This window comes from Bacillus sp. OV322 (assembly GCF_900112495.1).
Taxonomy (GTDB): Bacteria; Bacillota; Bacilli; order Bacillales; family DSM-1321; genus Peribacillus.
This window is the reverse complement of the sequence record NZ_FOMA01000005.1, coordinates 473954-500780: the sequence shown is the minus strand read 5'-3', so window position 1 is coordinate 500780 and position 26827 is coordinate 473954. Positions and strand designations below refer to the sequence as shown.

The following is a 26827-nucleotide window of genomic DNA, read 5'->3' as shown; positions in this document are numbered from 1 at the left end:
ATTTGATTTGATTATAACGGGTTTATTGCAAAAGAACACAAAAAACCCGAATAAGGGACTTTTTTATAAGTGTCCATTATTCGGGTTACAGTTCAAAAAACAGGGGATATGGCTTTTTATTTCGTCCGCCAGGCTGTTTGGAAGCATCCTTCTGTGTAACCAACAAGCGAATCCAATATGCTTTAAGACTTTTTCAGCGGCATCAGGATAAGCAGTTCAGGATTCTATCATAATAACTTTTCGCCAAGCAGAGATCCTATTAATGCTACTGCAGCCATGGCTGTTTTATTTTTTTCATCCAGGATCGGATTGACTTCAACGAATTCGGCTGAGGTAATGATGTTTTCTTCTGCAAGCATTTCCATCGCCAAGTGGCTCTCCCGGTAACTGATACCGCCCATTACCGGAGTTCCTACACCCGGTGCATCAAGAGGATCTAATCCATCCAGATCAAGGGAAAGATGAACGCTGTCTGTCCTTTCCTTAAGATAAGCGATGGTTTCTTCCATTACCTTTGTCATGCCAAGCCTGTCTATTTCATGCATTGTATATACTTTGATTCCTTTATTTTTAATTAATTCTTTTTCACCTTCGTCCAGTGAACGTGCACCAATAATTACAACATTTTCAGGTTTGATTTTCGGTGCGAACCCGCCAATGTCTGTCAGTGAAGGATGGCCGATTCCAAGGCTTGCAGCAAGCGGCATGCCATGAATATTGCCGGACGGGGAAGTCTCGGCTGTGTTTAGGTCTCCATGTGCATCATACCAGATCACTCCAAGGTTAGGGTAGTGCCTGGCAGTTCCTGCAAGGGTGCCGATGGCAATGCTGTGGTCGCCACCCAGCACCAGCGGAAATTCGCCTCTGTCTATGGCACTATAAACTTCCTCTGCAAGGATGCTGCTTCTATCTGCCACTAATTCAAGGTTGCGCATTTTAGTTTCTGGATCAATGACCACCTCTGGCCTTCCGACAGGTATATCGCCATTATCGCGTACTTCAAGGTTCAAGTTCTGCAATCTTTCAACGATTCCTGCATAACGGATGGCGCTTGGTCCCATATCAACACCCCGCCTCATTTGTCCCAAATCCATCGGCATTCCTATAATGGTAACCTTCTTATTCATATATATCTCTCCAAATCTATGTATAGTAGTCTATCTTTTCTGAAGGAGATAGATCCTATCAGACAATCATCTGCTTTTTTGTTTTAAGCTGCAATTCAACCTCAATTTTAGTTTGCTGTTTTTTTATTTTAATAAAATAAATTATGTAGCATGCAAGCATAAATGGGATTCCGCAATATAGTGCCATGCGCTGTTCTGCATCAAAAGCGAGGCTAATCATGACAATACTGTTTAGAATAAGACCTAAAAGCGGAAGGAGCGGATACAAAGGTGTTTTGAATTTCAGATCCTCAGCTCGTCCTCCCTGACGCAGGAACTTTCTGCGGAACATCAGCTGTGAAGCTGTAATGGAAATCCAGCCCACTTGTGCTCCAAGACCTGCCAGTGATAATAGCCAAACATAAACTGTTCCAGGCGTCACTACACTAGACAGCAGTGAAAGGCATGCCACACCTAAAGTAAGAAGAAGCGAGTTCATCGGAATTCCCTTCCGGTTGACTTTGCCAAGCAAAGGTGAAGCCATTCCCTCTTTAGCCAAAGAAAACAGCATGCGAGATGCGGCATACATTCCTGAATTTGCTACAGACAATAGTGCAGTAAGAATTACAAAATTCATTATATCTGCAGCATACGGGATACCCATACTGTCAAAAACAACAACGAACGGACTATTAATTACTCCAGCTTTCTTCCAGGGAATCAGCCCTGCCAGCACAAAGATAGCCAGTACAAAGAAAAACAATGTTCTCCATACAGTCTGCCTGATTGAACGTGGAATCGTTTTCTCAGGATTTTCGCTTTCTCCTGCTGCAATGCCGATCAACTCGGTTCCTTGAAAGGAGAAATTAACTGAAATCATGGTAACTAACAGAATGGCAAAACCATTAGGGAAGAGGCCGTCTTTAAAGAAATTGCCGAGCATTGGGGCTGGCTGCCCACCCTTCATTTCAATGAATCCGAACATGGCAGCTCCACCGAGGATGATGAACATGATAATGGCAAATACCTTAATGCTTGCAAACCAGAATTCCGCTTCACCAAACGCTTTTGCCGAAAGTGCATTTAAAGCGAAGAGAACAGCCGCAAATAAAGCACACCATATCCACACAGGAGAACCAGGAAACCACCTTTGCATAAGCTGTCCCGCAGACAGAAATTCCACCGCCACAGTTACAGCCCAGCCAAGCCAGTATAGCCAGCCGACTGTAAATCCGGTTGCAGGACCAATGAATTTGGTTGTATATGTCTGGAAAGAACCCGATACAGGCATGGCTACTGAAAGCTCTCCAAGGCATAACATTGTCAAAAACATAATAAATCCGCCGACTAGATAGGAGAGTATTGCACCAGCAGGCCCTGCCTGATTAATTGTATATCCTGTACTTAGAAAGAAGCCTGTCCCAATGACCCCGCCGAGAGAGATCATAAAGAGGTGTCTGGACTTCATGGTCCGTTTAAGTTCATTATTTTGGCTGTATTCAGGTTTCATGATATATCTCTCCTTAAACCTTTGAGTAAACGCTTCCATTAGATGTTTTCATTATATTCTAAAATCTTTGAACAAGAAAGGGATTTATAATATATTCATATAACGAATGAGCTGTTTTTTATCCGAGCTAATAAAGGCGTATTTACTAAAAAGATTACCGGAAGCATCAAAATGACTGCTCCGGAATCATATTGGCTGAATATCTAATAGTAATTGCAATTATCGTAAGGAAGAAAACAGTTTATGAAAGGACCTTCCTGATTTTTTCGATCGCCCAATCAAGGTCTTCTTTAGATATCATCAAAGGAGGGGCAAATCGGATAACCGTATCATGGGTTTCTTTGCATAATAGCCCTTCATTCTTAAGCAGTTCACAATAGGGTCTCGCTGCTTCAGACAATTCCACCCCGATAAATAGACCTCTGCCGCGGACATCCTTTATTTTCGGATTTTTTATTTGTGATAATTCATCCATAAAGTAGTTTCCGAGTTCAAAAGAACGTTCAGCAAGTTTTTCTTCTTCCAATACCTGCAGGGAAGCGATTGATACTGCACAGGCGAGCGGGTTGCCGCCAAATGTTGAGCCATGTGAACCCGGGTTGAATACATCTAGAATCTCTTTATTTGCTGCTACACAGGAAATGGGAAATACTCCGCCGCCAAGAGCTTTTCCAAGAATGTACATATCTGGTGTAACATCATCCCATTCACAGGCAAAGGTTTTTCCAGATCGGCCCAATCCTGATTGAATTTCATCTGCTATAAATAATACATTGTTATCTTTGCATAACTCCAAAGCCTGCTTCAGAAAACCTTCAGGCGGAATGACTATGCCAGCTTCTCCTTGGATAGGCTCAATTAGAAATGCCGCAGTGTCCGGGGTGATGGCTGACTTTAATGCTTCCAAATCACCATAAGGGATTATTTTGATTCCCGGAAGCATCGGACCGAAGCCGCGTTTGTACTCAGGATCAGATGAAAGGGAAACAGCTGTCATTGTCCGGCCGTGGAAATTGCCTTCACAAACAATCACTTCAGCACGGTTTTCAGTAACACCCTTCCTGTCATAAGCCCAGCGCCTTGCCGCTTTAAAAGCAGTTTCAACAGCTTCCGCCCCTGTATTCATGGGCAGAATCATTTCCTTGCCGGTTAATTTTGATACTGCTTCATAAAAAGGTGCGAGCTGGTCGTTATGAAAGGCTCTGGAGGTTAAAGTGATCCGGTCAGCCTGATCCTTCAATGCCTGTATGATTTTAGGGTGTCTGTGGCCCTGGTTTACGGCAGAATAGGCACTAAGCATATCCATATATTTATTGCCTTCCGGATCCTGAACCCAAACGCCCTCTGCCTGTGATATAACGATTGGAAGTGGATGGTAGTTATTCGCGCCATAATTGATTGTTTTCTCAATGATTTCCTGTGATTTTGTAATGATCGTCATTTGAAAGCCTCCTGTTATCATGTCATTATTTCTCCAATTATGTTTAATGCAAGTTTTATGCCAAAATGAAAATTAAGGCATGCTACGAATGATGGCAGCGAAAACTGCAAAAAAAATTGGCAGTGTATAATTTTTTTGCACTTGTAGTGCAAATTTTTTTTGCATAATCGTTCATTCGCAGATAAAATAACAGAAACGTATGGAAAGGGAGACAACCTTAATGCACAAAATTTTTTTAATTGAGGTTTTTAAGCAGATTATCGATGAAATGGATATAGGCCTGCATGTTATTGATGAAAACGGCCAAACCATTGTATACAACAAAAAGATGATGCAGATGGAATCTATGGAGTTAATGGATGTGATTGATAAAAATCTGCTGGAAGTTTTTAAATTTAAAAGTGATCAGGAAAGTACACTTTTGCAGGCTCTCCACAAAGGAAAAGAAACAAAAAATGTTAAACAAACATACTTTAATAACAAAGGAAAGGAAATTACCACCATCAATAATACATTTCCTTTGCTGATAAACGGAGAGATCAGGGGAGCTGCCGAGATTGCCCGGGATGTTACAAAGCTCGAAAAACTTATCAGGAATAATACCGCAAGGAAAGGAGACACTGCTTATACTTTTGAAAGTATTATTGGAGAAAGCTCATTAATAAAAGAAGTGATAGAACATGCCAAAAGGGCGACGCGAACGTCTTCATCTGTTCTTATTATTGGAGAGACAGGAACTGGTAAAGAGCTTTTTGCTCAAAGCATACATAATGGCTCGGCAAGATCAGCTTCACCTTTCGTTTCTCAAAACTGTGCAGCGATTCCGGATAATCTGCTGGAAAGCATTTTATTCGGGACAAAAAAAGGGGCTTTTACAGGATCTGTTGATTATCCGGGTTTGTTTGAGCAGGCGCATGGAGGGACTTTGCTGCTTGATGAAATTAATTCCCTAAATATCAGTCTTCAGGCAAAGCTATTAAGGGTTTTGCAGGAACGGAGCATCCGGCGAATCGGAGACAGCAAGGATATCCCAGTTGATGTCAGAATAATTGCAACAATTAATGAAGATCCGATAGAAGCGATAGCAAATGGCCATCTGCGTAAAGACCTGTATTACAGACTGGGGGTTGTCACTTTATTCATACCGCCATTAAGAAATAGAATGGAAGATATCCAGCCGCTTATTGAAAGCTTTATTGCCGCTTACAATTCTCTTTTTCAGATGGAAGTAAAAGCAATTGAAGGAGAGGTGCTGTCTTCTTTTTATCAATATGATTGGCCGGGGAATGTCAGGGAATTAGAACATATCGTGGAAGGTGCCATGAATTTAGTCATGGATGAAGAACGCATAGAGTATGCACATTTGCCTTTTCATTATAGAAATAAATTTATGTTTAAACATGCAAACCCAATACAGGCGGCAGCCATAAAAGATAGTAATCCAGAAAGAATTACTTCATTAAAAAAACATTTGAAAGAGGCAGAAAAAAGCTATCTTAAAAAGGCCTTGGAAATTAATTCGCACAACATCACAAAAACTGCTGAAATGCTTGGAATCAGCCGCCAAAGCCTTCAATATAGAATAAAAAAAATGAGTCTCGATCATAAGCAATAAAATGAAGTACAGGTGATGACCCTGATTTAAGGAAGGCTTTTATGAGGAATCATTGAAGTACGGTACAAAAGTCTTTGATTAATAAATAATTTTCTTAAGGAATTCAATATCCGAGTATATTAAAGTTTTGATTTCCGGAAACGGACATTTAAAATAATCGTCTGTAAGTTTTAACAGTTCAAGTGCCATGATGTTCTTTTCATTTTCTGAAATCACTATTATTACACCTCAGCTGTATTTAGTTTTTTAAGACTATTGTATGATATCCTTTTTTATAATTTCATAAACATTTAGTTGCAAAAACCTCACTAAAACTCCATATGAATTTTTGCTGATTTTTGATTTTTCTCACCGGGAAAATATGCAAAAGCTGTATACATCATAGAGAAGGACTGCCTGGGCTTAATCACCAGAAATAACATGTTTATATGGCAGAACCGCTTTGCCCAGTTAAAAACATTGCTAGCATACCTATTTAGTTTTATAATCATGGAGATATGCTGTCTATCGGTTAATGGCAATTCGTACAGATATATTTATTACGCAATTACTCTAAATATTACACTTGGACTAGGAGGATCAGTTTGAGGATACCTATATTAAAACTAAAAGAAATGCTGCTGGTTTCAATACAAGTAGAATTAGATGATGAAAGTGCAATCATGCTTCAGGAAGATCTGTTAAAGAAGATACATGAAACAAGCGCAAATGGAGTGGTCATAGATTTGACTTCTTTAGATATGGTGGATTCTTTCATTGCAAAAGTATTAGGTGATGTTGTAAGCATGGCTAACCTGATGGGAGCAAAGGTAGTGCTGACAGGCATACAGCCAGCTGTTGCCATCACTTTAATAGAGCTTGGAATTCACCTTTCAGGCATAGATACAGCTATTGATCTGGAGAATGGTGTTGAGAAATTAAATAATTTATTAGGGTGAGGTGTTTGGTAGATTTTATGCTGAAGTCATTTGATGAAAGTGAAAAATCCATTGTTATCGACATTAACAATGAAATGGACATAGTCCTGGCTCGCCAAACAGGAAGAAAAGTCAGCAAAGAGCTGGATTTCAGCCTTGTTGATCAATCGAGAATAACCACATCCATTTCAGAATTGGCACGGAATATATATAAGTATGCATTGCCGGGCAAAATCATTATAGAGGCCATAAAAAAAGAAAATAAGGATGGCATTAAAGTGATTGCGGTTGATGAGGGTCCTGGGATTCCTGATATAAAAAAGGCACTGGAAGATGGGTATACCACATCTGGGGGCCTTGGTGCCGGCGTTCCTGGTGTGAAACGGCTTATGGATGAATTTGAAATTGACTCTGCCGTTGGTGAGGGTACAAAAATTATCGTAAAAAAATGGAAAAAATAATTTTCGGTCAATATAAACAACCAGGAACTACAAAAGCTATGGAACAGGCAATGAAATATTACACAACTAGGGGCTCTAAAGGCGTCTGCCTGAATGTTACTTAATAAAAAAACTGGTAAACGTTCACAATCCATAATAAATTCCATATCTTGGCTGTCTGGCATAAGCAAGAAAAAATTTATGCTGGATGGCCGGTTTGCTGATTAAGTAAGCTAACCTTTCTGCAGGACAGATTCCAAGGAACTTCGTGAGAACGCTTTTTTTCGTTCAAACAAGCAAAAAGGTAAAAGGCTATATATCTTTAGATCCGCAGATTAAAGGTTTTCACCTCCTGAAGAAATGCTTTCTTACTCTGTGAAACCGCTTGATGACAGCCCTTTCAAATTTTGATGGTAATCTGTCTGCAGGCTAATGAAGAAATTATTAGAAGTTAAGCTTTTTGAAAGCTTCTGGGGTGAAATTCCCAATGGTTAAGTAAAATTTTGACCTGATGGCAGGCATTCATTGCCATACATATTTTAAAGAATAAAACCAATCAAGGGAAAAAAGATGGATGAACAAAACCGCCGCCTATATGACTACTTAATGAGCAATCTTCCGCGGATAACGGATGAATGGATTGCACAAAGAAATGAGAAATTGGGTTCTATTTATTCGAAAAATATGAATGATGAAATAGAAGCTTTACTCCGCAGCCAAAACAAACTTACGAATGAGACAGTTGCAAGCGCTTTACTGGATGAAAGTCTTTTTTGCCAAAAGAAAGAAAATTGGGCGCTTATCGTAGCAGGCAGCAGGGCTAAGAGCAATACACCCATTCATGAAGTATTAGATGCTCTAAGTAAAGTCCGATCTATATATTGGAGGTTTGTCGGTGAATATGCAGACCTTCATCCAAACTTTATTACTCAAAAAATGCTGTTAAATTGGACTTCTATTATTCATGGCGCTTTTGATCAATTACAAAGCAAGTTTGCTCACACCTATTATTTGATCATGAACAAAAGGCTATCAGCTCAAGCGGAGCTGATCGAAGAATTAAGCTCTCCTGTTATTCCGGTTACTGCTACAAATGCAATTTTGCCGCTAATCGGCGATATTGATACACTTCGTGCACAATTCTTGCTTGAATCCATACCTGCTAAATGTTCAGAAGTGAATATTGAACATCTTTATATCGATTTATCTGGCGTTTCCATTATAGATACGATGGTGGCACAAAAGTTATATCAATTAACAGAAATACTTAGTCTGCTGGGAATTGAGTGTCTGATTACTGGAATCCGCCCGGAAATTGCCCAAACCTCTGTCCAGCTGGGACTGGACTTTAAAGGAGTAAGCACATTCAGTTCCCTGCAGCAGGCTTTAAGCAAGCATGCATTTGAACTGGGAAAATAACAGCTTACTATGTGAAATGGACAGAATTTTGTCTAATAACCAAAGACTCTTCTGCTGAAGAGTCTTTTTACATCTTATTGCTGTTGCGGTTTTTGGTTGTCCTCATTCTGCGATGTGCCCTCAAAACTAAAACCTATTGAGCGAGCATCCTGGAGCGGAAATCTGCCCCTTGTTCAATAGCAGCAAATTTTACGAAAAAAGCTATTGAAAAAAAGGGAAATGTGGACTCTGTATGTAAATAGTTAGCAGACGGTAAAAACAGGAGGTCATTATGAGTAAATATAGTTTGCTGGGTAAGTTTACGGTTCAAGAGGGGAAGCGGGACACATTGACAGATATATTGCTCAAAGCAGCAGAGTCAATGATGAATCTGGATGAATGTCAAATATATCTCGTGAATATTTCTGAAGTTGAATTAAATACTGTTTATGTTTATGAAGTGTGGAGAGATGAAGAAGCCCATCAAGCATCACTGACACTTGAAGCCACACAAACATTAATAAAGCGTGCAAAACCAATCATAACTGGCATGGAAAGAATTTGTACCCTTAAAACAGTGGGAGGAAAAGGCGTTTAAACAGCGGGAAGGAATAAAGCTGGTTTAACGGGGAAAATCCCATTAAACCAGCTTTATGCAAGTTTCTAAGTTCATTTACCTTATTTTTTCACCCATTTATCATCACTGTTTTTTTTATATTCATGCTTTACAGCACTCCACGCCACTTTGAATGCAGTTTCTTCTTCCTTATATTCCTTGCTTGCTGAATTGAAGGCTTCTTTAAAAATTTCCTGGGCATGATGAGGAAGGTTATCCTTCACTGCTTCAGGAAGTTCGTTTAACGAATTGTATGGCATATTTTACTCCTCCTTTTATACTTCGTTAATTGCCTGCTTTCTTATTCTTTAAACGTATCTTTAAGACAGCATTCTTTGGTAAGCATTTTAAAAGTATTAATTTTGTTCCTCTTTTTCATCCACAGAAAACAAAGTGAATTTGTGGCAGCGCACATTTTTTGGCTGTCAGCTGGAAGGGACAAAAGCTGCATGCCCATTAAAAGTCTTCTGTTTTTAACATGAGGGATCTTTGATCTTAAAAAATATACATGGTATAGAGCAGATATAAAAATCCCGCCCAGGTTTCTGGGCGGGATTTTATCATTAACTTTTATATGGCCTTAGTCCGCGTTTGTCTATTTCGTTTTTTAAACACCTGATAACATCCTTATCCTTTTCCGTCGATACTGCATTACGATATGAAACCACTAACTGCTCGTTGCTCATAATCTTCATTATGCATCCCTCCTGGTAAGGTTTTAAATATCTATTATATTGTATATGTTTTCAGGAAATTTGAAAAGCAAAAAGAATTATAAATACCGGATCAGCAGAAAGGCCAAGTTTAAATAAAAACATAAATATAACATAAATATATTATGTCAACTCCTTTATATATGCCAAAGCAAAACTTAACGATGGTTAGCTATTCATTCAGGCACCACTAAAAGTAACCTCATTCAGTTAAAGGATGTATAAAGGCAGAATAGCCAGCTGCTGAAGAAATATATGGGTTTAGTTAAAAGCCTGCGAGGGAAGGGGACATAGATATAAGAAATGCCGGTAAAAATACAATCAAATATCGTTCAACATTTCTTTTTACATTTCTTCCAAACCATTCTTTGTTTGAAAATGCGTTTTTTTTACATATTAAGAAGGTATGGATGCATGATGGAGATATTATTTTTTAATATGTAAATTCTTGAAATGCTCTCTATATGATTTACAGGATTTAGGTATTGACAGTGAAATGTCTGTAATTACAGGGCTTTTGTGCAGCAGAAAATGTTCGGATAATTTAAACTAATTGATTTTTAGTAACCTGGAATGAGCAGTTTTTGGAACCGCTATCATTAGGAATATACCTGGATTTATGGGATAATTCAGCTTGCACCATTGATATAAAAGGCTTTATAGCTGTTCACAATATATACACAAATCGCTTGACCTGTTAAAAGTAAAGAGTTATTATGGTTACGTTATGTTACCAATGTGAATATAAGAACAGTTAATTCGATCTTTAGATTTAAGGATCTTTTTATACAAAAGGGGGATTACCATGGATACCATGACCTTTGTTTTATTCGGGGGAACAGGTGATTTAGCTAAAAGAAAAATATACCCTGCCCTTTATAATTTGTTTATGGAAAATAAAATGCCGGATGTTTTTTCTGTGGTCGGTTTGGGAAGAAGTAATATGTCGCATACTGAATTTCAGCAGTATGTAGAAGAGTCAATTAATACATTTTCCCGCAGCAAAAATAACGATTCTGCAAAAATGGAAAAATTCCTGTCAGCTTTCGCTTACACTACTTTGGATGCTGCAGACAAAGAGGACTTCACTAAATTGCTCGAGCTTGTTGAAAAGCGCGAACAAGAATTGAAAATTTCACAAAACCGTATGTTCTATCTGTCGGTTGCACCTAAGTTCTTTGATATTATCGCAGCCAATATTAAAGAAAGCGGATTAGGATCAGTTTCAGGCTGGAAACGCCTGATCATCGAAAAACCATTTGGGCATGACCTTAAATCAGCACAAGAGCTGAATGCTAAGTTAAGCCAGTCTTTCGATGAAGATGAGGTGTACCGCATTGACCACTATCTCGGTAAGCCGATGGTACAAAACCTTGAGGCACTGGAATTTGCGAACCCTGTACTTCAGGCACTTTGGAATAACCAATATATCGCTAACGTGCAAATTACAGCTGCGGAAATCGTAGGTGTTGAAGAGCGTGCAGGCTATTATGATCAATCTGGTGCGATTCGGGATATGTTCCAAAATCACATGCTTCAAATGCTGATGATGACGGCAATGCATCTTCCTAAGCGGATTAGCGCTACTGATATCCGTGATGAAAAAAGGAAGGTACTTGAATCTCTTCGTCCGTTAACGGAGGAAGATGTTGCTTCCCAGGTTATTCGCGGACAATATGCTGAAGGCGAAATCAATGGCAAAGAGGTAGTGGGCTATAAGTCAGAACCCGGCATTGAAGAGACTTCACAAAACGATACTTTCATCGGTGCAAGATTATGGATCGATGATGACTTCTGGGCTGGTGTACCTTTCTATATCCGCACAGGGAAAAGAATGAAAGAAAAGTCCACGCGCATTGTGGTTGAATTCAAAAACCCTCTAAAAGAATTATATGGAAAAGGCAGTGAAGAAACTGCGCCAAATCTTTTAGTAGTTGAAATTAATCCGAACGAGGGTGTCTCATTACTACTTAATAGTAAAAATCCGGGGAACGGCGGAAAGATTGAACCAATTAAAATCGATTATGTGACAGATAACCATGATGTACCTGAAGCATATGAGCTTTTAATTCACGATGCACTCCGCGGCGATTCAACTTTCTTTGCTCACTGGAATGAAGTTGAATTATCCTGGAAGTATGTACAGCCAATTCTGAATGCATTTGAAAAGAACCTGGTTCCTCTTCAATCATACAAATCAGGCTCTTATGGCCCTGATGCTGTCCATAACTTGCTTAAGGAAGATGGCTTCAAATGGTGGCTTGATGGTGAAGGCACTATCAAAGGAAATGAATTAACACTGCAAAAATAACGAAAACGAAAAAACGTGATGGGGGATTAAAAAGCATGACAACAGAAATCCAGCAATTAGCAGTCAATACTATCCGTACATTATCAATCGATGCTATTAACGCAGCAAATTCCGGCCATCCGGGATTACCAATGGGTGCAGCTCCAATGGCTTATGCACTTTGGGCAAACCATTTGAACCACAATCCTGGAAATTCAAAATGGTTCAACCGCGACCGTTTCGTTCTTTCTGCTGGACATGGTTCAAGTATGCTATACAGCATGCTTCACCTTGCAGGCTATGATGTGTCAATTGAAGACTTGAAAAGCTTCCGTAAATTGAACAGCAAAACTCCTGGACATCCAGAAGTTGGCCATACTGAAGGTGTTGAAGCAACAACAGGCCCTCTTGGACAGGGTATTGCGACTGCAGTAGGCATGGCAATGGCTGAAAAGCACTTAGCCGGAAAATTCAATAAAGAAGATAAATCAGTAATTGACCACTACACATATGCACTTGTTGGTGACGGTGACCTTTCAGAAGGCATCTCATACGAAGCTATGTCAATGGCTGGACACATGAAACTTGATAAATTGGTTGTTCTTTATGATTCAAATGATATTTCTTTGGACGGAGAATTGAACCTTTCCTTCTCAGAAAACATCCAAAAAAGAGCAGAGTCTGCTAACTGGCAGTACCTTCGCGTTGAAGAAGGAAACGATGTTGAAGCTGTTTCTAAAGCAATCGAAGAAGCTAAGAAAAACACTGAGCAGCCTACACTAATCGAAGTAAGGACTATCATCGGTTTCGGAAGCCCGAAAGTTGCCGGTTCAAACAAGGCCCATGGTGCTCCGCTTGGTGCAGAAGAAGCCCTTTTAACAAAGAAAGCATACAGCTGGTTATTCGACGAAGACTTCTATGTTCCAGAAGAAGTGAAAGCTCACTTTGCAGAGCTTAAGGAACAAGGCGCACAAACAGAAAGCAAATGGAATGATTTATTCTCTTCTTATAAAGAAGCTTACCCTGAATTAGCTGATGAGCTTGAAAAAGCAATTAAGGGAGAAGTTTTAATTGATGCGAAGGATGTTCTTACATTCTCACCTGATAAAGCAATCTCTACAAGGGTGGCAAGCGGAGAAGCAATCAACCATTATGTGAAAACTGTTCCTTCTATCTTTGGAGGAAGTGCCGACCTTTCTCACTCAACAATGACTGAGATTAAAGGTGAAGAAGCATTTGCAGTTCAATCAGATGCTGGAAGAAACATCTATTTCGGCGTACGTGAGCATGCAATGGGTGCTGCTGGAAATGGTATGGCTCTTCATGGCGGAGTAAAGCCATTCGTAAGCACATTCTTTGTTTTCAATGATTATCTTCGTCCAGCAATCCGTATGGCAGCAATCTCTAAATTGCCTGTAACGTTTGTGTTCACACATGATTCAATCGCTGTAGGCGAAGATGGCCCTACACATGAGCCTGTTGAGCATCTTGCGGCATTGCGTGCAATTCCTGGCTTGACTGTTATCCGCCCGTCAGATGCCAATGAGACAGCAAATGCATGGGCATATGCACTTCAGCAAACAGAAGGTCCAGTTGTGCTTGTACTTAGCCGTCAAAACCTTCCTGTATTTGAAGAAACAAAAGGCAATGTAGAAAACCTGAAAAAAGGCGGATATATCCTAACTGAAACAAACGAAAATCCTGAGCTTATCCTGATTGCTACTGGATCTGAAGTTTCATTAGCAGCAGACGCAAAAGCAGAGTTGGAAAAAGAAAACCTTTCAGTACGTGTAGTTGCAATGCCAAGCTGGGAATTATTCGGCGCACAAAGCAGCGAGTACAAAGAAAAAGTTCTTCCATCTTCTATCAAAAAACGTGTATCTATCGAAGCTGGTACTTCACTTGGATGGGAACGTTTCGTAGGATTTGAAGGAAAGACTGTCAGCATCAACCAATTCGGAGCATCAGGAACAGGCAATGAAGTATTGGCTATGTTTGGATTCTCTGTTGAAAATGTTGTTAAAACAGCAAAAAGCTTGCTGTAATTTATACAAAAAAGAAATAATTACATGATGTTTGAAGGAAGATATAAGCGTAAAGCATATATCTTCCAAACTTGAGGAGGCAATTAGCATGCAAGTAGGATTAGTTGGTTTAGGTAAAATGGGATTAAATATCGGTATGAACTTAATCGATCACAAACACGAAGTAGTAGCATTTGACTTAAATGCCAGTGCTGTTGAAGAAATGCAAAAATACGGTGCTAAAGGCACTTCTAGCTTAAAAGAGCTTGTTGAATCATTAGAAAAGCCAAGAGTTCTTTGGATTATGGTTCCTCACTCTGTTGTAGATTCAGTAATCGGCGAAATCAAACCTTTCCTTTCTGAAGGAGATATCGTAATCGAAGCAGGAAATTCTCATTACAAAGAGTCTATTGCCCGCTACAACGATTTGAAAGAAACTGGCGTTCGCTTTATGGATGCAGGTACTTCAGGCGGTATGGAAGGCGCTCGTAACGGAGCTTGCTACATGGTCGGCGGAGATCAAGAAGCATGGGATATCGTTGAGCCTATCTTCCGTGATACAGCTGTTGAAAATGGTTATCTGTATGCAGGAAATATCGGAAGCGGCCATTTCTTGAAAATGGTTCATAACGGTATTGAGTACGGTATGATGGCTGCTATCGGCGAAGGCTTTGAAGTCCTTGAGAAAAGTGATTTCAACTTTGACTATGAAAAAGTTGCTAAAGTATGGAACAATGGTTCTGTAATCCGTTCATGGTTAATGGAACTTACTGAAAATGCATTCTCTAAAGACGCTAAGCTTGACGGCATCAAAGGAATCATGCAATCTTCAGGAGAAGGAAAATGGACTGTTGAAACAGCTCTTGACCTTCAGGCAGCAACTCCAGTTATTGCTATGTCCCTATTAATGCGCTACCGTTCACTAGATCAAGACACTTTCAATGGTAAAGTTGTCGCTGCACTACGTAACGAGTTTGGCGGACACGCTGTAGAAAAGAACTAATAAACCTGTTATAACGTCCTAAGGCACGTAACGCCTATTGTGCTTTGGGACCTTTTTTAGACATAATAAATCAAATGGAGGCTATCCAACATGAAATTTTTCTTAGATACTGCAAACCTTGATGAAATCAAAAAAGGCTACAAAATGGGTATTTTATCTGGTGTGACTACTAACCCTTCTCTAGTTGTTAAGGAAGGCGTTAAGTTTGAAGACCGCATCGCAGAAATCTGCCAGGCTGTTCCAGATGTAGAATCTGTATCTGCTGAAGTTACTCCAATTGCTCTTACTGCTGAAGATATGATCGCTGAAGCTAATGAGCTTATTAAAATCAACGGCGGAGACAAAAAAGTTACAATTAAACTTCCGATGACTGTTGCCGGTTTGGAAGCTTGCCGTTACTTGACTAAAAAAGGTGTTAGAACGAACATCACTTTGATCTTCACAGTGAATCAGGCGCTATTGGCTGCTCGTGCTGGAGCTACTTATGTTTCTCCATTCTTGGGCCGTTTAGATGATATCTCTGAAGATGGAGTTCTTTTGGTAGAAAAAATTGCTGCTTTATTCCGTACTCATAATCTTGATACACAAATCATTGCAGCATCTGTCCGCCACGCAGATCATGTTACACGTGTAGCTATGGCAGGAGCACATATTGCAACTATGCCTCTTAAAGTAGTTGAACAGCTTACTAAGCATCCATTGACTGATCAAGGAATGGAAAAATTCTCTACTGACTGGGAAAAAGTTGTAAGCAAATAATGAATGAAAAATGATTTACGGGGTGGATATTTCACCCCTAAATCTTTTTTTTGTCTTTTTTAAGCTATTTTCATTATTGTTTAACAATATGATTGCCACACAGTAATCATAAAAAAATAGCTCACATAAATGTCCATTATTTGATAATCCAGCAATATGGTTATCGAAGTAGAAATTATCAGGCAAGTATGACATTGCTTAATACTAAAAGATTTTCAATTTAGAATAAAAAAGGAGAAATGCCTCATGACTATATCTTTTGATTATAAAAATGCTTTGTCTTTTATGCAGCAAAGTGAAGTAGATAATCTAGGCGAATTCGTTAAAACAGCACATCACATGCTACATGAAAAAAAAGGTCCTGGCTCTGATTATTTAGGCTGGGTTGACCTTCCTGAAGCATATGACAAAGAAGAATTTGCCCGTATTAAGGAAGCTGCTAAAAGGATCCGTTCAAATTCTGATGCTCTTGTTGTAATCGGAATTGGCGGTTCATACCTCGGCGCACGTGCTGCGATTGATGCATTAACACATACTTTCCATAATCAGATGAAAGATACAACACAAGTATATTTCGCAGGACAAAATATCAGTCCTTCTTATATCACACACTTGCTGGAGCTTTTAGAAGGTAAAGATATTTCCGTAAATGTTATTTCTAAATCAGGTACAACAACGGAACCAGCTATTGCTTTCCGTATCTTCCGTGATTATATGGAGAAAAAATACGGCAAAGAAGAAGCTAAAAAACGTATTTATGCAACTACAGACAAAGCTAAAGGCGCTTTAAAACAGGTTGCAGATGAAGAAGGTTACGAAACCTTCGTGATTCCTGATGACGTAGGCGGACGCTACTCTGTATTGACTGCAGTCGGATTATTGCCAATCGCAGCAGCTGGCCTTGATATCGACAAAATGATGGAAGGTGCAGCAGCAGCAGCTAAAAAATATAATAATCCTGAGCTTGAGTCAAACGAGAGCTACCAGTATGCAGCAGTAAGGAATGCTCTTTACCGCAAAGGAAAAACAATTGAATTGCTTGTAAACTACGAGCCGAATCTTCATTATGTTTCTGAATGGTGGAAACAGCTGTTTGGTGAAAGTGAAGGAAAAGATCAAAAAGGTTTATTCCCTGCATCTGTAGATTTCACAACAGATCTGCATTCAATGGGCCAATATGTACAAGAAGGACGCCGAGACTTGTTAGAAACAGTTCTTCAAGTTAAGAAACCTGCTATTGATGTAACAATTCAGGAAGATCCTGCTAACATTGATGGATTAAATTTCCTTGCTGGAAAAACCATGGACGAAGTAAATAAAAATGCATTCCAAGGAACAGTGCTTGCACATGTGGATGGTAATGTGCCAAACCTTGCAGTTGAACTTGATGAGTTAAACGAATTCACTTTTGGAGAAATGGTATACTTCTTCGAAAAAGCCTGCGGAATCAGCGGCTTGCTTATGGGCGTAAACCCATTTGATCAGCCGGGTGTTGAAGCATATAAGCGCAACATGTTTGCATTGCTTGGTAAACCAGGATTTGAAGCAGAAAAAGCTGAATTGATGAAGCGTTTATCCAAATAATATTGCAGGAAGAGTGCCTTTGCCAGCGAAAAGCTTTGCCCTGGCAGGGGTGCTCTTTTGCCTTTAATGACAGGCTCTTTTCTACAGAATTTCATGTTGATTTCGCCTTAGAGACAGATACGGCGGCCTAAGCAAAAATCAGCTGGAAATCTTAAAGGTGCTGCCCGCTTGCTCCACTTCACTCCTTACAACCAATTTGTTACTTTAAGTAACCGTCAAACTTAAAAGCTGGGACGGTTCCCTCCATCATTTTACAGCCTGAATTACCTGAATAAGTATTGACGAACGACTTTGTTGGGTATAATATGGTTACATAAAGTTACCAAATATAAAATAATTAATTGCCGAAAGAAGGATTCTGCATCATGGATATACTACTGGCTCTTCTTCCTGCAATTTTCTGGGGAAGCATTGTGCTGTTTAATGTAAAACTTGGGGGAGGCGCCTATAGCCAAACACTTGGGACAACCCTTGGAGCACTCATTTTCTCGATTATCATTTATTTCACAGTCCATCCGGTACTGACACCTTATATTTTTTTAATTGGCATCATATCCGGATTGTTCTGGTCTCTTGGCCAAAGCAACCAATTAAAAAGTATTGAATATATAGGAGTCTCAAGAACCATGCCCATATCAACCGGCATGCAGCTAGTTGCAACCTCCCTTTTCGGGGTAATTGTGTTTAAAGAATGGGAAACTTCGACAGCTGTTATTTTTGGAATTTTAGCTTTGGTATTCATTATCATTGGTATTATTTTAGCATCCTTAAATGACAAAAATGCGGAGAAGCAAAATGCAAGCTTTAATAAAGGGGTCATAACACTTCTTCTTTCTACTTTGGGTTACCTGGTTTATGTAGTCATTGCCAGGTTAATGAATGTGGATGGATGGTCTGCATTATTTCCTCAAGCCATTGGCATGGTAATAGGAGGATTAATTCTAACCTATAAACATAAGCCATTTAACAAATATGCCATCAGGAATATAATTCCTGGACTAATTTGGGCATCTGGAAATTTATTTTTGTTCCTGTCACAGCCAAAAGTAGGTGTAGCAACAAGCTTTTCACTCTCCCAAATGGGAATTGTCATTTCAACACTTGGAGGGATTTTTCTCTTGGGGGAAAAGAAAACGAAACGTCAGCTGATTAATATTGCCCTGGGCATCATTTTAATCATTGCTGGAGGAGTCTTTCTTGGCATGGCAAAAGCCTGACATGTTCCCGTGCAGCCCATCGTGCAGTATAAGCTAAATGATGAAAAGGAAAGGGAGGCATATTCTCCATGCAGCTATTAGATGCTAAAATCATCTTGACACAATATGGAAATGAAACCTATGTAAATAAAGAGAATACTGTTGAAATAAAAGAGCTCCAAACTCCTAAGGAGCATAATCCATTTTACAGAATTCTGATTGGTATAGAGTATTTATTATTAAAAGAAGGAAAATATTATGACAGCCAAAAAAATTACTTTTGGCTTGTAATGGATGAAGATTTCAGATCTCTTGTGCTCGAAGAAACAGAGACTGAGAATATTTTTGCGCTTAAAAGTAAAGAAGAGCGTCAAGCCACTCAGGAACTTATTGGGAAATGGCTGATTCACACTGATGTTTTCAAACATGAAGTACAAAATAATATAGATAAAATGAAAAATGAAAATGTAGTAACTGTTGATGATATTTATCATGCAATGAAATCTATAAAATTTTTAGAAAAGCTCCTTGAACTGAAAACAGAGGACATTTTGTCGGCGTCTGTTAAAATATAATGTGACATTCTGCTGCAGCTTGCTGGTTACAAAAAGCTTGTCTGTCAGCAAGATTTGAGTGGAGGCGCACATACATGAATGAAAAGCAAATGGCTGGCGAAAAAGCGGCTGAATATGTTAAAGACGGTATGACTGTCGGTTTGGGAACAGGCTCGACCGTATTTTATACCATAGAAAAACTAGGACAGCTTGTTGGAGAAGGCCTGTCGATCAAGGGTATACCTACCTCGGTTGAAACAGAAAAGCTGGCGAAGAAGTGGGGGATTCCTTTAACGGATTTCGGAGAAGTGGATCATCTCGATATTGCCATTGACGGTGCAGATGAAGCCAATCCGGATATGGTTTTAATTAAAGGCGGAGGCGGAGCGCTTTTAAGGGAAAAAATTATTGCTAAAGCCGCCAATACTTTTATTGTTGTTGCTGATTCAGCTAAAATGGTCGAGAAATTAGGGAAGTTTCCGCTTCCGGTCGAAATTGTTCCATTTGGTTATAAAATGACAGTCAGGCATCTTGAAAAACTTCCAGGATGCACAATGAAAATGCGTATGCATGATGATGTTCTCTTTGTTACGGATAATGGTAATTATATTGCAGACTGCACCTTTGAAAACCTTGAAAATCCTCAAGAACTTGAACAAACTCTTAACATGATTCCTGGTGTCGTTGAAAATGGATTGTTTGTAAATATGACTCATACGGTTATAACGGTCGATAAAGAAAGCCGTAAGGTGATTGAAATAAAAAAATAGCATAAAGCAAAAACCATCAAATTGAGACAAAGCGGTCGCTTTTTTGTCCTAATTTGATGGTTTTTTCGGTTGATATAGGCAGTTCCAAGTCCATTCAATGCAATTTCTGCCCGTACTGGCCAGGTCAGAACGTTAAGGGTTATTTACCCATCCATTTCTCTGACCAGTCTTCAACAGCACGAAGCGCTCTTCCAAGCTCGACGCCTTTTTTTGTCAAGGAATATTCGGTGCGGACTGGACGGTCTGTGATGACGTTCCTGATGACTATTCCAAAGTCTTCGAGTTCCTTTATACGCTCATTTAGCATGCGCTTACTCAAATCAGGGATAAAAGAGTGAATTTCACTAAACCTTTTAGGTTCAATCATAAGGGTGTGAATGATAAGGCCCATCCATTTCTTTCCTACAATATCATAGCTTTGTTCAAGTTTTTTGCAGATCCGTTCATTGCTTTTTTCCTCAGCCATACCAATCCACCTCTTTTTCATAAAATATTTTGTGTATTTTTAGTAACAAGTACTCAATATGTTATCTTGTTTATTATTTCCTATTATTCGTATTATATCAGATTTATTACTGCAATTAAAGGGAAGAGAACCTATAGGAATTAAAATAATTATTAATAATAAAGGAACAAAAAATTACTTGGTTGATAAAAGTTCGGTGTTGGGCATTTCCCGATAGAAGAGACAACCTTAAAGCTGGAATACATAGGAAGGAAGAGACTTGGCAGGGGATAAGGGGTTTGAAATGCATTAGGAATACTTTCTAAGGAAAAACAGAAATACATTGGTTACATTATACCCTTTTAAACAGGATCTTTATTTCACATAGCATTATTCAAATGTTAAATATGACTTTTTGTTAAGAGAAACAATGAATTTTCGCTGGGCACGTGTGATGTTAAAAAAGCTATTTTAAGGGTATAAAAGTTAAGGTGCTTTAACTGTCCATTTTAGGTATAAAAGGACTGCTATTTATCCTTTTGTATCATTGGCTCTTAAATTAAATTTCAAGGGAGAAAACCATGTCATTAAAAATAACAAAAAAGAAAATCAAATCAAACTTTTGGATAGCTCCGGCTATATGTGGCATTGCTGCGGTTATTCTTGCGCTTTTGACCATGAAGCTGGATCGGTATCTGCATGTCCATCATCAGCTATATAAGCATATTCCTAGTATATTCCTTTCAGATAAGGAGCTTGCACATTCTATACTCAGTGCTCTTTCAACTTCGCTCCTTACTATGACTACGATAACATTTTCGTCTGTACTGGTCGTGCAGACAACATTTCTGTCTCAGTTTTCTCCGCGGACACTTCAGAATTTTAATGAAAGTTCTAAGTCGCAAAGAGTACTGGGTACCTTTGTAGGAGGCTACATTTATACCCTTGTCCTTCTGCTGCAGGTGAGAAAAAATGATTTGAGTGAAACGTTTATCGTCCCGTCCTTTGCTGTGCTGGTGGCATTCATATGTGTAGGAATGTTTGTCTTTTTAATTCATCATGTTATGGATTGGATCAAGGTCGGCAACCTGATTTCAAATATTACGAAAGAAACTCTTTTGGCTTTTGATAATAACATCAGCAGAGATAAAAAGCTTAAAACTATTAAAGATGATACTGAGTTAAAACTTGAAGATCAGTCTTATGCAAGTGTGATAAGCAGCAAAAGAGGATATTTGCAGTTCATTGATACAGTAAAGCTGGTGAATTATGCAGAACAAAAGGACATTATCGTCAAGCTTGAAAAAGACAGGGGGAAATATGTAGATGTTGATACACCCTTATTCAAGGTATGGGGCAATGATGCTGCATTTGATAAAAACGAAATGCTTTCACTTCTAGCAATAACTGACGATCAGGAATCAGTGCATGATGTAGATTTCGGTATTCAAAAGCTGGTTGAAATTGCGCTGAGGGGAATCGCCCCGGGGAAAAATGACCCAGAGACAGCTATTAACTGTATTGAACAGCTAAGCCAAATTTTATCGAAGCTTGGAAAATATGATATATCCAATCCTTATCATAGAGATGGAAATAATAACATCAGGCTGATCATCGAAAAACCAACTTTTTTTGATTATCTGTATAAAAGCTTTTATCAAATACGCCATTACGGAAAGTCAGATGTATCTGTAATGATTTCGGTAATCCAGGCGCTCACTTTAATTGCAGAGACCAATGAAGACGAAGTGAAAAATATGGTGATGAATTTTACTGAATACATTGTTCAAGGATTAAAGAAGGAAGATTGGCTATTTCTTGATAGTGACAGAATGAATAGTGCTCTGAAAAAATTATATACGGCAGGCGGGCAAAGCGGACAAGGAGATTTACTTGAGATTGAATAACAGCCGCTAAATGGCAATATGCGGACAAAAAAACTGGAGACCAACAATAGCTTGGTCCCCAGTTTCTTTTTGTTAAGATGATGCACTTATTCCATTAATTTTGTAATTGGTTTTGTCAGAAGAAGGAGAACGATACCTAATCCAATAGTCACAAAACCAATCGTGCTGAATATTTCAAGATAGCCGAGGGATTGAGTAAATGCAGCTAACTGACCTGCTACAAAGTTAGCTACCGCAGAGCTTGCAAGCCATACACCCATAAGAAGAGAGGCTAGTTTAAGCGGTGCAATTTTACTAACCATCGATAGTCCAACCGGTGATATCATAAGTTCAGCAAGTGTATGAAGGAAATAAGTTACTACCATGAACATCAAGTTTACTTTTAAAGAGTTATCATTTCCTGTATACATAACAGCAGGCAGCAATACCATAAAGCCTAAACCGACGACTACCAATCCCATGCCCATTTTAGTGGGAGTTTTAAAGTCTCCGCGTTTAGAGCTTCCAAGCTTGTACCATACGGCTGATAAAACAGGAGCTAAAATGACTATGAATAGCGGATTTAAAGACTGGAACCAAGCTGTAGGAATTTCAAAGCCAAACACGTTCCGGTCAATTTGATCTTGTGCATACAAAGTAAGTGAGCTTCCTGCCTGCTCGAAGGCAGCCCAGAAGGCAATTACAAACAGCGAAAGAATGACAATGGCAACTGTACGTCTTTTTTCTTTTTTAGTCAGTACAGCAGCGGGTTTTTGAACAGAAACAGCAGGCTGCTGTTTGCTTGTTGGCTCTTTGCCGATATCGCCCAAGAAGCGGTTGGCAGATAAATTGAAAATAACCTGTCCGACAATCATTCCGATTGCAGCGGTAAGGAAACCGTATTTATAGCTCATTAGCCCAACAACTAAAGGTGCGAAGAATGCCCCTACATTAATTCCCATATAGAAGATGGTGAAAGCACCATCACGTCGCGGATCATCCTTGCCATAAAGATCGCCGACAAGTGTTGAAATATTTGGCTTGAAGAAGCCATTACCGATAATCATGATGATAAGCCCGATGTATAAAGCGGTCATGCTCTGATTTACGAACAGCATAAAATTCCCGAGCGCCATTAATACTCCGCCAATAGGAATGGCGATTCTTCTTCCAAGGAATTTATCTGTCAAGTATCCGCCGATCATAGGAGTGATATAAACGGCACCCGTAAGTAAGCCATAAATACTCATAGCAGTTGATTTATCAACGCCAAGTCCGCCGTTAGCAGCTGTTGCAGTCAAATAAAGCACTAAAATGGCTCTCATGCCATAATAGCTGAAACGTTCCCATGCCTCAGTTGCGAAAAGCATGTACAAGCCCGCAGGATGTTTTTTCCTGCTCTCTTGCTGCTTCTCGGCCTCTTTCTTTATAGCCGTTTCCATAATTCATGTCCCCCTAAAAAAATAAAATACGCCTGAAAGTTAAAATGTTTTTTACATTTTCAAAAAATTCAAACGGCAGGAGCCGAAACTCACTAACTCTTACGTAAATTTTATTTTATTAAAAAAACAATATTTAAGCAATTGAATTATATTGGAAAAGTGATTTTTTTGCTTATTTAATCTAAAAACTAGATACATCAGCAAAATATCTTACAAAATTAGAAAGAAATTACATTTTAAGTATATTAAAAAATATAATTTTATTTTTTTGAAATAATATTACTTTTTAAAAATTGGAATAAGTTAGACTAGAAAGAATAGTCAGGAGCCAAAATTAATAAAAGCCATTATGCAGCTTCATCATGATTAAGTGTCAGAAATTAACCGATATCGTTAAAAATGCATTATAATTAACCTAATTAAATAGATTATGGAGTTAATATGATGAATATCTTTATTTATATTGTTATTATTTCAATTTCAGGCGTTTTTAGTGTTTTATTGGGTATCCTTGCATTTTTGAAAAGAAGCAGGGTGAAGGGGAGCAGTACGTTCATCCTGATTAACATCACATCCTGTTTTTATGTATTTGGGCATGCTTTTGAACTAACAGGAACTTCCCTGTCAGAAATAGAATGGATGGTAAAGATCGAGTATCTTGGCTTGCCTTTTATATCGCCATTGAATGTGCTGCTGGCTTTACAGTTCATTGGATTGGATAAATATATAACCAGAAAAAATATGATCCTGCTTTTTAGCGTTCCGGTGATTACCGTAATCATGATATATACGAATAGCATTCACCATCTGTTCTATAAATCAATAATTCTTCATAAAGAAGATTCCTATCTTTTGGCGGATTACAAAATTGGCATCTTTTATATTATTCATGGAAGCTTTACATTCGGTTGTTTGTTTGCTGCTTTTTGCATTCTTATATGGCATGCACGAAGTGTGAAATCTTCTTACCGCTTTCAGCTTGCTGCTATGATGTCAGCGTTATTGCTGCCTATGACTGCTTCGTTTCTGTATTTAGTAGGAAAAGCTCCATACAATATGGATCCGGTCCCTGCGATCATGTGCGTGACATCTGCTCTTTACCTGACAGCGATTTTGTCTTCCAATATGCTTGTTGTGGCTCCCATTGCGCGTGACCGAATAATAGAAAATATGAGGGATGCTGTCCTTGTTATGGATAGGTCTAATCTTATTGCGGATTTTAACGGTGCTGCAATAAAAATGTTTCCAGATCTAAACAATTCTATAATAGGCAAGGAATTTTATGGAGTATGGAAAAATTTGCTGCCAAATTCAGTGCTTCCCGAATTATTAAGCGGAGATTCCGCTTCATTTGAGCAAGAAATAGAATGGAATCGCAATGGAGAATTGTCTTACGGGCTGCTTCACTCTTTTCCAGTATATAAGAATGCAAATCAGCTTGCAGGAAGAGCAGTCATCATAAGTGACATGACAAAGGAAAAAATCATGAGAAATACCCTGCAGCAAATGGCATACAGAGACAGTTTGACTAACATATTTAATAGAGGATATTTCACCGATAAAACGGCTGAAATGATAGAAAAATGTAAAATAAACAATAGTCCTTTATCGCTCATTCTATTTGATATAGACCACTTTAAGCAAATCAACGATACGTACGGGCATGCAATCGGAGATGAAGCCCTAAAGCATGTCATCAATATATCCAAAAAACTTATTAAACCGGAATATATTCTGGCCAGGTATGGAGGGGAGGAATTTGTCATCTCCCTTTCAGGAGTTTCGATAGAAGAAGCGGGGGAATTAGCTGAAGAAACCCGCAAAAGTATTGCGGAATGCCCATTAATAACAGGCGGAGAAATTATTCATATAACAGCAAGCTTCGGAGCAGCAGAAATGAACAATCACAAGAATTTGAATTCCCTGTTCCATGATGCTGACCTAGCTTTATATGAATCAAAAAAACGGGGAAGAAATACAGTGAGTATCCGGTCTGCTGCCCTTTAGATTTAATTTTTCTTTTGAACTACTAAAAAAAGAAGCAGGAGGAGATCGAAATGGTAAATCTGCTGTTGGCCGGTGCATGGCATGTGCACACAAAGGGCTTTGTCAAAGAGGCTCTGCAAACAGGAAAAGCTGAACTCAAAGCCGTCTGGGATAATGATGAAGTAAGGGGAAGGGCGGTAGCAGAGGAATTTGGTGTTCCCTTTGAAAGAGATTTGGCAGAAGTGCTGAAAAGACAGGATATAGAGGCAGTAATGGTTGAATGTGCTACCACTATGCATAAAGAAGTGATCTTAAAGGCCGCCCGCGCTAAAAAACATATTTTTACTGACAAAGCACTTGCCCTAACAGTAGAAGACTGTTTAGAAATACAAACTGCCATCGAAGAAAATGGCATAAAATTTATGATTTCCCTTGAATCAAAAACAATAGGTGCCTACAGATATGCTAAAAAGCTCATTGATGAGGGAATGCTCGGCAAAGTGACATCTGTTTATTTCAGGCGGGCCCATCAAGCTGCCATCGATAAAAACATGCTGCCTTCCTACTGGTTCGATTCTTCCGAGACAGGCGGAGGAGTTACCCTCGATTTAGGATGCCATGGACTTTACCTTCTGCCCTATTTTTGCGGAGATCCGTTTAAAGTCACTTGTCTAATGAATGAGCTTTATGGGACTGGAAGCGATGAAATATCCACGACTGTAATCGAATTTGCAGGAGGGGCAATAGGTACGGCCCACACATCTTTCGCTTCATACCGCCTGGATAATATGCTGGAGATCATTGGCACAGAGGGTATTTTAGTCATATCCGGCCATAATGAAACTAGTATGAGGGTGTTCCTTCAGTCCAAATCACTGCCTGGACACGAAAATCTTTCGCCTGTTGACACAGCTAGTCTTTTAAGAGATGCTCCTCTTCCAAGTGCTCAGTTCATCGACTTTGTTATCAATGAAAAAAAAGCATCTGAGTATGATATGGTTCAGGCAATTATGCTGACACGTCTGATAGAATGCGCCTATGAATCCGCTGAAAAACAAAAAACAGTTTTATATTAAGGCTAAAAATAAAGCATATCAAGGAATCTATTACAGGATTCCTTTTTTTCGTTTTG

Annotated in this window: 25 protein-coding genes; 17 read left to right on the top strand and 8 right to left on the bottom strand. The window is 39.0% G+C overall.

Annotated elements, in window-relative coordinates:
* The coding region (locus BM126_RS22635; RefSeq protein WP_218154475.1) for a hypothetical protein at positions 1-211 on the top strand (211 nt) is incomplete at its 5' end.
* Between the two features lie 16 nt (positions 212-227).
* On the opposite strand, the gene rocF is transcribed toward BM126_RS22635, so the two are convergent.
* The 3 genes from rocF to BM126_RS15240 all read right to left on the bottom strand — a co-directional run bounded on the left by rocF (position 228) and on the right by BM126_RS15240 (position 4057).
* Positions 228-1127, bottom strand: coding sequence for an arginase (rocF, locus tag BM126_RS15250; protein ID WP_090990289.1), 900 nt, complete (start codon positions 1125-1127; stop codon positions 228-230).
* Between the two features lie 58 nt (positions 1128-1185).
* Positions 1186-2616 carry an amino acid permease gene (locus tag BM126_RS15245; RefSeq protein WP_090990288.1) on the bottom strand — a complete coding sequence of 477 codons (1431 nt, stop codon included), beginning with the start codon at positions 2614-2616 and terminating at the stop codon, positions 1186-1188.
* Between the two features lie 241 nt (positions 2617-2857).
* Positions 2858-4057: an ornithine--oxo-acid transaminase gene (locus BM126_RS15240; RefSeq protein ID WP_090990287.1), complete on the bottom strand. Its 1200-nt coding sequence runs from the start codon at positions 4055-4057 to the stop codon at positions 2858-2860.
* Between the two features lie 220 nt (positions 4058-4277).
* On the opposite strand from BM126_RS15240, the gene BM126_RS15235 reads away from it, so the two are divergent.
* Positions 4278-5672, top strand: coding sequence for a sigma-54 interaction domain-containing protein (locus tag BM126_RS15235; protein ID WP_090990286.1), 1395 nt, complete (start codon positions 4278-4280; stop codon positions 5670-5672).
* A 78-nt stretch (positions 5673-5750) separates the two neighbouring features.
* On the opposite strand, the gene BM126_RS22485 is transcribed toward BM126_RS15235, so the two are convergent.
* Complete coding sequence (locus BM126_RS22485) at positions 5751-5888, bottom strand: hypothetical protein (RefSeq protein WP_177201452.1); 138 nt, start codon at positions 5886-5888, stop codon at positions 5751-5753.
* Positions 5889-6250: 362 nt separating this feature from the next.
* On the opposite strand from BM126_RS22485, the gene BM126_RS15230 reads away from it, so the two are divergent.
* The 4 genes from BM126_RS15230 (at position 6251) to BM126_RS15215 (ending at position 9025) form a co-directional block, all read left to right on the top strand.
* Positions 6251-6610 (top strand): STAS domain-containing protein, encoded by a 360-nt coding sequence (locus BM126_RS15230; protein ID WP_083392273.1) that lies wholly within the window; start codon positions 6251-6253, stop codon positions 6608-6610.
* Between the two features lie 17 nt (positions 6611-6627).
* Positions 6628-7050 (top strand): anti-sigma regulatory factor, encoded by a 423-nt coding sequence (locus BM126_RS15225; protein WP_090990318.1) that lies wholly within the window; start codon positions 6628-6630, stop codon positions 7048-7050.
* 549 nt (positions 7051-7599) lie between these two features.
* Positions 7600-8448 (top strand): STAS domain-containing protein, encoded by an 849-nt coding sequence (locus BM126_RS15220; protein ID WP_090990285.1) that lies wholly within the window; start codon positions 7600-7602, stop codon positions 8446-8448.
* A gap of 271 nt (positions 8449-8719) precedes the next feature.
* Entirely contained in the window at positions 8720-9025 is a 306-nt protein-coding gene (locus BM126_RS15215) for a putative quinol monooxygenase (RefSeq protein ID WP_090990284.1), read from the top strand.
* A gap of 80 nt (positions 9026-9105) precedes the next feature.
* On the opposite strand, the gene BM126_RS15210 is transcribed toward BM126_RS15215, so the two are convergent.
* Both BM126_RS15210 and sda read right to left on the bottom strand, forming a co-directional pair.
* Entirely contained in the window at positions 9106-9303 is a 198-nt protein-coding gene (locus BM126_RS15210) for a ChaB family protein (RefSeq protein WP_090990283.1), read from the bottom strand.
* Between the two features lie 303 nt (positions 9304-9606).
* Positions 9607-9738 carry a sporulation histidine kinase inhibitor Sda gene (gene sda / locus BM126_RS15205; RefSeq protein ID WP_090990282.1) on the bottom strand — a complete coding sequence of 44 codons (132 nt, stop codon included), beginning with the start codon at positions 9736-9738 and terminating at the stop codon, positions 9607-9609.
* Between the two features lie 823 nt (positions 9739-10561).
* On the opposite strand from sda, the gene zwf reads away from it, so the two are divergent.
* The 8 genes from zwf to rpiA all read left to right on the top strand — a co-directional run bounded on the left by zwf (position 10562) and on the right by rpiA (position 19936).
* Positions 10562-12067 carry a glucose-6-phosphate dehydrogenase gene (zwf, locus tag BM126_RS15200; RefSeq protein ID WP_090990281.1) on the top strand — a complete coding sequence of 502 codons (1506 nt, stop codon included), beginning with the start codon at positions 10562-10564 and terminating at the stop codon, positions 12065-12067.
* A gap of 35 nt (positions 12068-12102) precedes the next feature.
* A complete protein-coding gene (gene tkt, locus BM126_RS15195; protein ID WP_090990280.1) occupies positions 12103-14091 on the top strand; it encodes a transketolase in 1989 nt (662 codons plus the stop codon).
* A gap of 88 nt (positions 14092-14179) precedes the next feature.
* Positions 14180-15073 (top strand): phosphogluconate dehydrogenase (NAD(+)-dependent, decarboxylating), encoded by an 894-nt coding sequence (gene gnd / locus BM126_RS15190; RefSeq protein WP_071353153.1) that lies wholly within the window; start codon positions 14180-14182, stop codon positions 15071-15073.
* Between the two features lie 90 nt (positions 15074-15163).
* A complete protein-coding gene (fsa, locus tag BM126_RS15185; RefSeq protein ID WP_071353154.1) occupies positions 15164-15832 on the top strand; it encodes a fructose-6-phosphate aldolase in 669 nt (222 codons plus the stop codon).
* Between the two features lie 246 nt (positions 15833-16078).
* Entirely contained in the window at positions 16079-17416 is a 1338-nt protein-coding gene (locus tag BM126_RS15180; protein WP_071353155.1) for a glucose-6-phosphate isomerase, read from the top strand.
* A gap of 365 nt (positions 17417-17781) precedes the next feature.
* The gene (locus BM126_RS15175) at positions 17782-18633 is read left to right on the top strand and encodes a GRP family sugar transporter (RefSeq protein ID WP_090990279.1); all 852 of its coding nucleotides are present in this window, start codon (positions 17782-17784) and stop codon (positions 18631-18633) included.
* 68 nt (positions 18634-18701) lie between these two features.
* Positions 18702-19187 carry a hypothetical protein gene (locus tag BM126_RS15170; protein WP_090990278.1) on the top strand — a complete coding sequence of 162 codons (486 nt, stop codon included), beginning with the start codon at positions 18702-18704 and terminating at the stop codon, positions 19185-19187.
* A 74-nt stretch (positions 19188-19261) separates the two neighbouring features.
* Positions 19262-19936, top strand: coding sequence for a ribose-5-phosphate isomerase RpiA (gene rpiA / locus BM126_RS15165; RefSeq protein WP_090990277.1), 675 nt, complete (start codon positions 19262-19264; stop codon positions 19934-19936).
* A 139-nt stretch (positions 19937-20075) separates the two neighbouring features.
* On the opposite strand, the gene BM126_RS15160 is transcribed toward rpiA, so the two are convergent.
* Entirely contained in the window at positions 20076-20402 is a 327-nt protein-coding gene (locus BM126_RS15160) for a winged helix-turn-helix transcriptional regulator (protein ID WP_090990276.1), read from the bottom strand.
* 560 nt (positions 20403-20962) lie between these two features.
* Between BM126_RS15160 and BM126_RS15155 the strand changes: the two genes are divergently transcribed.
* Complete coding sequence (locus BM126_RS15155; RefSeq protein WP_090990275.1) at positions 20963-22288, top strand: DUF2254 domain-containing protein; 1326 nt, start codon at positions 20963-20965, stop codon at positions 22286-22288.
* A gap of 86 nt (positions 22289-22374) precedes the next feature.
* Here the strand turns inward: BM126_RS15155 and BM126_RS15150 are convergent, their stop codons facing one another.
* Positions 22375-23709 (bottom strand): peptide MFS transporter, encoded by a 1335-nt coding sequence (locus tag BM126_RS15150; protein ID WP_090990274.1) that lies wholly within the window; start codon positions 23707-23709, stop codon positions 22375-22377.
* A 444-nt stretch (positions 23710-24153) separates the two neighbouring features.
* On the opposite strand from BM126_RS15150, the gene BM126_RS15145 reads away from it, so the two are divergent.
* Complete coding sequence (locus BM126_RS15145) at positions 24154-25716, top strand: histidine kinase N-terminal 7TM domain-containing diguanylate cyclase (protein ID WP_177201451.1); 1563 nt, start codon at positions 24154-24156, stop codon at positions 25714-25716.
* 50 nt (positions 25717-25766) lie between these two features.
* Complete coding sequence (locus BM126_RS15140; RefSeq protein WP_090990272.1) at positions 25767-26771, top strand: Gfo/Idh/MocA family protein; 1005 nt, start codon at positions 25767-25769, stop codon at positions 26769-26771.
* The last annotated feature ends 56 nt before the right edge of the window (positions 26772-26827 follow it).

Excerpts from the sequence above, each read along its gene's own strand:
- rocF (WP_090990289.1), bottom strand. The coding sequence starts at position 1,127 with ATGAATAAGAAGGTTACCATTATAGGAATGCCGATGGATTTGGGACAA.
- BM126_RS15245 (WP_090990288.1), bottom strand. The coding sequence starts at position 2,616 with ATGAAACCTGAATACAGCCAAAATAATGAACTTAAACGGACCATGAAG.
- BM126_RS15240 (WP_090990287.1), bottom strand. The coding sequence starts at position 4,057 with ATGACGATCATTACAAAATCACAGGAAATCATTGAGAAAACAATCAAT.
- BM126_RS15235 (WP_090990286.1), top strand. The coding sequence starts at position 4,278 with ATGCACAAAATTTTTTTAATTGAGGTTTTTAAGCAGATTATCGATGAA.
- BM126_RS15225 (WP_090990318.1), top strand. The coding sequence starts at position 6,628 with ATGCTGAAGTCATTTGATGAAAGTGAAAAATCCATTGTTATCGACATT.
- BM126_RS15220 (WP_090990285.1), top strand. The coding sequence starts at position 7,600 with ATGGATGAACAAAACCGCCGCCTATATGACTACTTAATGAGCAATCTT.
- BM126_RS15215 (WP_090990284.1), top strand. The coding sequence starts at position 8,720 with ATGAGTAAATATAGTTTGCTGGGTAAGTTTACGGTTCAAGAGGGGAAG.
- BM126_RS15210 (WP_090990283.1), bottom strand. The coding sequence starts at position 9,303 with ATGCCATACAATTCGTTAAACGAACTTCCTGAAGCAGTGAAGGATAAC.
- sda (WP_090990282.1), bottom strand. The coding sequence starts at position 9,738 with ATGAAGATTATGAGCAACGAGCAGTTAGTGGTTTCATATCGTAATGCA.
- zwf (WP_090990281.1), top strand. The coding sequence starts at position 10,562 with ATGGATACCATGACCTTTGTTTTATTCGGGGGAACAGGTGATTTAGCT.
- tkt (WP_090990280.1), top strand. The coding sequence starts at position 12,103 with ATGACAACAGAAATCCAGCAATTAGCAGTCAATACTATCCGTACATTA.
- gnd (WP_071353153.1), top strand. The coding sequence starts at position 14,180 with ATGCAAGTAGGATTAGTTGGTTTAGGTAAAATGGGATTAAATATCGGT.
- fsa (WP_071353154.1), top strand. The coding sequence starts at position 15,164 with ATGAAATTTTTCTTAGATACTGCAAACCTTGATGAAATCAAAAAAGGC.
- BM126_RS15180 (WP_071353155.1), top strand. The coding sequence starts at position 16,079 with ATGACTATATCTTTTGATTATAAAAATGCTTTGTCTTTTATGCAGCAA.
- BM126_RS15175 (WP_090990279.1), top strand. The coding sequence starts at position 17,782 with ATGGATATACTACTGGCTCTTCTTCCTGCAATTTTCTGGGGAAGCATT.
- BM126_RS15170 (WP_090990278.1), top strand. The coding sequence starts at position 18,702 with ATGCAGCTATTAGATGCTAAAATCATCTTGACACAATATGGAAATGAA.
- rpiA (WP_090990277.1), top strand. The coding sequence starts at position 19,262 with ATGAATGAAAAGCAAATGGCTGGCGAAAAAGCGGCTGAATATGTTAAA.
- BM126_RS15160 (WP_090990276.1), bottom strand. The coding sequence starts at position 20,402 with ATGGCTGAGGAAAAAAGCAATGAACGGATCTGCAAAAAACTTGAACAA.
- BM126_RS15155 (WP_090990275.1), top strand. The coding sequence starts at position 20,963 with ATGTCATTAAAAATAACAAAAAAGAAAATCAAATCAAACTTTTGGATA.
- BM126_RS15150 (WP_090990274.1), bottom strand. The coding sequence starts at position 23,709 with ATGGAAACGGCTATAAAGAAAGAGGCCGAGAAGCAGCAAGAGAGCAGG.
- BM126_RS15145 (WP_177201451.1), top strand. The coding sequence starts at position 24,154 with ATGAATATCTTTATTTATATTGTTATTATTTCAATTTCAGGCGTTTTT.
- BM126_RS15140 (WP_090990272.1), top strand. The coding sequence starts at position 25,767 with ATGGTAAATCTGCTGTTGGCCGGTGCATGGCATGTGCACACAAAGGGC.